The 6,366-nt window shown below is 62.8% G+C and carries 6 protein-coding genes; 1 reads left to right on the top strand and 5 read right to left on the bottom strand.

Annotated elements, in window-relative coordinates; genetic code table 11:
• The 5 genes from ACFFP0_RS30260 to ACFFP0_RS30240 form a co-directional block, all read right to left on the bottom strand.
• A partial coding sequence (locus tag ACFFP0_RS30260; RefSeq protein ID WP_377265942.1) for an MCP four helix bundle domain-containing protein occupies positions 1 to 882 on the bottom strand: 882 nt, incomplete at its 3' end.
• 25 nt (positions 883 to 907) lie between these two features.
• Positions 908 to 1,423, bottom strand: a complete 516-nt coding sequence (locus ACFFP0_RS30255) for a chemotaxis protein CheW (protein ID WP_377265941.1) — start codon at positions 1,421 to 1,423, stop codon at positions 908 to 910.
• A complete protein-coding gene (locus ACFFP0_RS30250) occupies positions 1,420 to 3,426 on the bottom strand; it encodes a chemotaxis protein CheA (RefSeq protein ID WP_377265940.1) in 2,007 nt (668 codons plus the stop codon). Before ACFFP0_RS30250 ends, ACFFP0_RS30255 begins: the two co-directional genes overlap by 4 nt.
• Positions 3,423 to 3,791 (bottom strand): response regulator, encoded by a 369-nt coding sequence (locus tag ACFFP0_RS30245; RefSeq protein WP_377265939.1) that lies wholly within the window; start codon positions 3,789 to 3,791, stop codon positions 3,423 to 3,425. The genes ACFFP0_RS30250 and ACFFP0_RS30245 overlap by 4 nt, the downstream gene beginning before the upstream one ends.
• Entirely contained in the window at positions 3,788 to 4,117 is a 330-nt protein-coding gene (locus ACFFP0_RS30240) for a hypothetical protein (RefSeq protein ID WP_377265938.1), read from the bottom strand. The genes ACFFP0_RS30245 and ACFFP0_RS30240 overlap by 4 nt, the downstream gene beginning before the upstream one ends.
• Before the next feature lie 337 nt (positions 4,118 to 4,454).
• Here ACFFP0_RS30240 and ACFFP0_RS30235 point away from each other — a divergent pair, with 337 nt between their 5' ends.
• On the top strand, positions 4,455 to 6,188 hold the full coding sequence (locus tag ACFFP0_RS30235) for a methyl-accepting chemotaxis protein (protein ID WP_377265937.1): 1,734 nt from the start codon (positions 4,455 to 4,457) through the stop codon (positions 6,186 to 6,188).
• Positions 6,189 to 6,366: the final 178 nt, after the last annotated feature.

Raw genomic sequence — 6,366 nt, 5'->3', positions numbered from 1 at the left:
GGCGGAGGAGGCCTGTTCGGTTGCCCCTTGGGAAAGCTGTTCCGAGCTTGCCGAAAGTTCCTGGCTGCCGGACGAGACGTTGTCGGCGGCGGCAAGCGCATCGCCCACCACGCCGCGAAGGCGCTCGATCATCGTGTTGACGTAGCCGAGCAGTTCGCCGATCTCGTCCCTGGTGGTGATCGTCGCAAAGCGGGTCAGGTCGCCTTCGGAGACATTCTGCACGGCGTTGACGGCATTGCGCAGGCCCTTGTTGATCGACATCGCGATCCAGACGGCGGCAAGGATGGCGATCAGCAGGGCCGCGCCGGCGACCGTGATCATGACGAGCCGCGTCCGGGCGTAGCTTTCATTCGCGTCCTGTCCGGCTTCGACGAGACGGCCCCCTTCGAGCTTGACGACCTCGGTCAGGAGCCCGTCTATGTCGTTGGTGACCGTGCGGGCCTCGTTGGTGGAGATCCGCAATGCCGAAGTCGTATCGCCGCCCAGCATCAGGGTGCGGATATGATCGTCCTGCTTGCGGAATTCCGCGGTGAAGGCGGCGAGCTTGGCCCACAGCACTTTTCCCTGCTCTGTCGCCCGGGCTTCGACGGACTTCAGGGTTTCGTCGAAGGAGCGGCGCGCCTCGTCGCTCTTGGATATATAGCCCTGCATCTCCGCCGAGCTGGTCGCCATCAGCAGGTTTTTCTGCTGGCGGATCTGCTGGAGCTGCTCGTTGTTGAGCGCCTGGGCCAGTTTCAGCCGTTCGGCCGGGCCGTCGAGGACGCTTCCGAGAGTCTCGTTGAGATTGCCGAGGCTGAATATGCCGTAGATTGCGGTGGCCAGCAGCATGATGATGATGAAACCGAACGCCGAGGCCAGCTTGAGCTTGATTGAGGCACGCATCTTTACGTCTCCATCGAAAGGATGATCAACCGTGGGAGGCCCCGGTCGCAGAATGATCGTGTTGAGCTGAGAAGATCACTTGAAGATTGGGGATGATGATGAATTCCGTTCCCCGCTTGACAAGGCAGTCGATGAAATCCGGCCGCCAGCGCATGCCGACGCTCGGGGGCGGTTCGCCTGCCGCCCGCATGAGCGTCGTCACTTCATGCACCTTGTCGGTCCGGATGCCCGCAAGCACCGGCTCCCCGTCGATATTGATCTCGATGACGATGATGCGGCTGTCGATGGTCGGCTTGGTCGCCTCCATGCCGAAGGCGAGCCGGATGTCGGCGAGCGGGATGACCTTGCCCCGGAAGTTGATGACGCTGCCGACGAAGGCCTTGGCGCCGGGAACGACCGTCTCGGGCAGGAGATCGAGGATTTCCTGCACGGTCACGGCTTCCAGCGCGAACATCTCGCCGGCGATGTCGAATGTCAGGACTTCCAGCTCGTCGCGGCCGTCCCAAAGGTCTTCGGAAATCTTTCTGATTGCCTCGTTCATCCCGCCGCCCGCAGATGCGCCTCCTGTTGTTGTCCTTCGGCCACCAGGTGACCGACATCGAGGATCAGCGCCACATCCCCGTCGCCGAGGATGGTCGCGCCGGAGAAGGTCGCGACGTCATGGTGCAGCTTCGACATGCCCTTGATGACCGTCTGGTGGTCGCCGATGATCTGGTCCACCACCAGCCCCACCCGTTCGGAACCGGTGGAGATGACCACCACCTTCTGGAAGGGATCGGGCTTGGTGCCGGTGCGGAAGAGATCGCGCAGCCGCAGGAAGGGGACCAGGCTGTCGCGCAGCGAGATGAAGCTGCGGCCGCGCGAACGCATGTCCTCTTCGATCGAAAGCTCCAGGCATTCCTCGACGGCCGAAAGCGGAATGACGTAGCGTCCGGCGCCCACACGGACGAGCAGACCGTCGATGATGGCGAGCGTCAGCGGGATGACGAGCGATATTTCGGAGCCCTTGCCCGGATGGCTGGTGACGTTGATCGTGCCGCGAAGCGCGTCGATCGTCCGTTTGACCACATCCATGCCGACGCCGCGGCCGGACAGGTTGGTGACCTGCTGTGCCGTCGAGAAGCCGGGCTGGAAGATGAGCTGGTAAAGCTCCTGGTCGGTGAGGCTGGCGTTGTGGGCGATGAGCCCGGATGCCTCGGCCTTGGCGCGCACCCGTTCGCGGTTGATGCCGCGGCCGTCGTCCTTGATCGTGATGATGACTTCGCCGGCCTGCTGGCGGGCGGAGAGGAAGATGCGGCCTGCTTCGGGCTTGCCGGCCGCACGCCGCTCGTCCGCCGTTTCGAGCCCATGGTCGCAGGAGTTCCGGACGAGATGAACCATCGGATCGACGAGACGTTCGATGACGCTCTTGTCGACTTCCGTGCTCTCCCCCTCCGTGACGAGTTCGATCATCTTGCCGGTCTCGTTGGCAAGATCGTGGACGAGGCGGCGGAACCTGCCGAAGAGCTGGGTTACCGGCACCATGCGCAGGACCATCATCGTATCGCGCAATTCGCCGGAAAGCCGCTCGACGTCCTCGGATACGGCGCGAAGCTGCAGATCGCCGCTGCCGCCGGCAAGCTGGCTGAGGCGCGACTGGGCGATCACGAGCTCGCCGACGCGATCCATCAGCTCGTCCAGCCGTTCGGCGGGCACGCGGACATTTTCGGAGGGCTTGGCGGGCTTCGCATCGGCGGCGGAGGCCGACGGCGCGGGTGTCGCCGGCCGTGCGGCGAGCGAGGGCGCCGGGGGCTCGGATGCCGCGGCCTTCGTCTCGATCTTCGCCGGGGCCTTCTCTTCCGCGCCGGGTGCCGCAGCCGTGGTGATTTCCAGCTGCATCTCGTCCATGACGAAGATGAAGACATCTTCGATCGCCGAGCGGGGCTGGGCCGTCAGGAGTTCCACGTTCCAGGAAATGTAGAGGTCGGTCGGCGCAAGCAGGTCGAGCGAGGGTATGGCCGAGCGGTCGGCGACGATCCGGCATTCGCCGAGATCGCGCAGCTCGTCGAGGAGCGGCAGCGGGTTGGTCCCGTTTGCCATGGCGTTTCGCGGCAGGGTGAAGCGGATCTTGAAAAGGGTCTGCGCCGGGGCGGCGGGTTTGGCGGGTTGCGCCGCCGCGTCCGGGTTCTTGGCGATCTCCACCGCCGCCCGCAGGCCGGCGAGAAGCGCTTCGCTCATCGCTTCATGGTCCCCTGCCGGCGTTTCGATCAGGGCGCGCATATGGTCCTTGGCTTCGAGAACCGCGGTGACCAGCTGCTGCGTTGCCGGCACCTCGCCCTTGCGGACCAGGTCGAAGGCCGTTTCGCAATGATGCGTGAAGGCTGCGAGCGCGTCGAAGCCGAACATGGCTCCCGAGCCCTTCAGCGTGTGGAGGCCGCGGAAGACCGCGTCCACCTGATCCTTGTCGCCGAGGTTTACGTTGAGATCGAGAAGGCCTGCCTCGATCTGCTCCAGAAGCTCGGCAGCTTCTATTCTGAAAACCGCGATAGGATCGGGAAAGCTCATTTGCCAAGCACCTTCCGGACGATCTTGACCAGGCTTTCCGGGTCGAAGGGCTTGGTCAGCCAGCCGGTGGCGCCGGCGGCCTTGGCCTGCTGCTTCAGGTCGTTGTCGGATTCCGTCGTCAGGAAGATGACCGGAACGCCCATATGCGCCGGCATCTTGCGCAGCTCCCGGATCATCGTGAGCCCATCCATGTTCGGCATGTTGAGGTCGGTGACGATCAGGTCGAACTGGCCTGCCTTGAGCTTGGAGATGCCGTCCAGGCCGTCCACCGCTTCGGTGACCTGGTAGCCGGCATTGCTGAGGGCAACGCGCGTCGTCAGGCGAATGCTGGCGGAATCGTCAACGGTGAGGATGGTGGCGGTCATTGGATTCCCCCTTGATGAAGCCAGAATTTTGCGTCTTCAGCGGATATTCCTTCGAGAAAACCGCTGCGCTGCAGGACCTCCAGCACCGGGCCGCCGACGGGTTGTGCGAGCGCGACATGTTTTCCCGCGGTGCCGGCATAGATCCGGGCAGCTTCCATGAGCTGGATGAAGCTGATGTCCACCTGGCAATCGGCAGGAAACTCAAATATTGTCGACTTGTTGTTGCCGACAACCTGAAGTATTTCCTGTTGAATTGCAGTGATCGTTCGAACCGTCAGGTTCTGTGGTAGACAAAAATAATCATCTTTAACATTGGAAGCAGGCATTTCGACCCCAATATAATTTTGGAAACGCTGAAATAGCTGCATGACTGTGGACTTACATCGTTAACGGGGTATTAATCGTAAGTGGCGATTTCTCACGACATAATAATGATAGGTTGCGTTTCTTGACGTAAACCGGACGAAAAATTAACCACAAGTCGCAAAACCAGCCGTTTCTTCTGCCGGAATTAACTCCTTGCGCCTCAGGATAGCTCCGACGCGGGACAAGACCTTGCCAGCACCTGCTGGCGTGAGGCTGTCCCAGAACGGCGCAATCGGATTTGGCGCCGTCAACAATTTGGGAAGGCGGAGGCCCTGTGGGGCTGAAAGGTGAGGCAGAGTGGCTGTCAGGGCATCCATTTACGAGGTCGCAGAAAGCTCGACGGGCGTTCTGCCTTTTGTCGACCGGATGGAAACGGCGCGTTCACGGATCGAGGAACGTTTCCTGGAGGGCGGCGCAGCACTTCTGTCCATCCTTGATGTATTGAACAAGCTGATTGACTCTCTCGATCAATTGACGGGCTCGCTGGACGAAGGAACGGCAAACGCCACGATGGCCGAGCTGAAGAGCACGGTCGACCGGCTGTCGCATCTGACCGAGATCGAAGCGGTGCGCCAGGCCGGGTTCCAGGAGATCGCCTGCACCGAGCGCAAGCTCGAGCCGCAGATCGGCGACATGCAGGAAACCCTGCGCTATCTGCGCACCTTTGCGGTGACCGCCAAGATAACCGGCGCAGGCATCGCCGATTTTTCCGGTTTTGCGGAAGAGATCCTTGAGCGAATCCAGGAAGGCACGCGGCAGGTCAACGATTTCGCCGGCAAGCTCTCGACGCTTGGCCACGGCCTCGGGCCGGTCATGACCAAGGGAAAGGCGATCCTCGCAAGCTATAACGAGACCGTTCCCCAGATCGTTGCGGGGCTTTCGGATGGGGCCGAGGAAATCGGCAGGCACCGCAAGCTGCTCGTCGAGCGCGCAGCCAAAGTGCGTTCCGTCGCCGGCGGCATCCAGGGGAAGCTCGCTTCGACGCTTTCGGCCATGCAGGTGGGCGATATCACCCGCCAGCGGATCGAACATTGCCAGTCCGGCCTCAAGATCCTTTCGGAATATCTGGAGTCGTCCGAGGGCGCGGTGCTCACGCCCGAGCAGCGCGACAGCCTGTCCCTGATCATCCGCAGGCTCGTATCGCTGCAGCTCGGCCAGTCGATCTCCGATTTCGATCGCGATACGGCGAAGATCGTTGCCACCGTGGCGAGCTTCCGTTCCGACCTGTCGGAAATCGAGGCCCTGCGTGCGGCGATGAGCGACGACAACAACGGTGACAGCGACAGCGCGATCCGCGAACTGGAGAACGGCGTCGCGGCGGCCCGCGTCGCGGTGCGCGAGATCGAGGATGTCGCCCGCGAGGCCGGCGAACTCAGCCGCTCGACCGGCAATATCGTGCATGAACTGCTGGACGGCATCGGTATCGTCAGGGCCGTGCGCACCGACATTCATTATATGGCGCTCAACACCAACCTGCGTTGCGGCAAGATCGGCGAGGAAGGCAAGGCGATCAACGTGGTGACCGCCGAACTGCGGAATTTCGCCGCGCAGCTCGATGAGACCGCGGAGAAGATTCTCGCCGAGCTTCAGACGCTGGAGGTTGCTTCCGACAAGCTGAACGGTGTCCAGTCGGAAGAGCAGGAAGAGTCCCTCGACAAGCGCCTCGAAAAGGCGCTGGAGAACATCCGCGCCGTCGGCGACCGGATGGACGAGCAGACCTCGGCGCTTGGCGAACAGAGCAGGACCGCGGTCGGCGAAATGGATGCGTCGCTGACGCGCCTGAACTTCAATGCCGAGCTTGGCGAGGTGCTGCGCGCCTGCGCGAAGGACATGGAGATCGTCGAGGAGGTGTTCGAGGCTCCCGGCATCGAGGCGGCGCTGGCCGATCTCGGCGGCCGCATCGCCCGTCTCTACACGATGGTGGCCGAACGCGAACTGCACGCCGACGTGCTCGGCACCGCGCCGCCGGCGGAAGCGCCGGCCCTGACGGCTGTCATGTCCGACGAGGATATCGAGGACGCGCTGTTCTGATCCGGAATGGTCCCGGACTGAACGGCAGGCCGGGCATGGGAAGCACGAGATCGAAAAGCCGCGTGAAGGGCGCTGCCCGCGACGGGGAACGGTATCGGGCAAAGCGGGTGAAGCGGCCCGGTCCTTGAAACGACACCCGCAGGCCTCATGCGGGCGGGCGATCGACCGCATCGCCACG

This window comes from Neorhizobium puerariae (assembly GCF_042429745.1).
Lineage (GTDB): Bacteria > Pseudomonadota > Alphaproteobacteria > Rhizobiales > Rhizobiaceae > Neorhizobium > Neorhizobium puerariae.
This window is presented reverse-complemented; position numbering and strand designations above follow the sequence as displayed.

Bases quoted from the DNA above. Each gene is read 5' to 3' on its own strand.
- ACFFP0_RS30255 (WP_377265941.1), bottom strand. From the start codon at position 1,423: ATGAACGAGGCAATCAGAAAGATTTCCGAAGACCTTTGGGACGGCCGC.
- ACFFP0_RS30250 (WP_377265940.1), bottom strand. From the start codon at position 3,426: ATGAGCTTTCCCGATCCTATCGCGGTTTTCAGAATAGAAGCTGCCGAG.
- ACFFP0_RS30245 (WP_377265939.1), bottom strand. From the start codon at position 3,791: ATGACCGCCACCATCCTCACCGTTGACGATTCCGCCAGCATTCGCCTG.
- ACFFP0_RS30240 (WP_377265938.1), bottom strand. From the start codon at position 4,117: ATGCCTGCTTCCAATGTTAAAGATGATTATTTTTGTCTACCACAGAAC.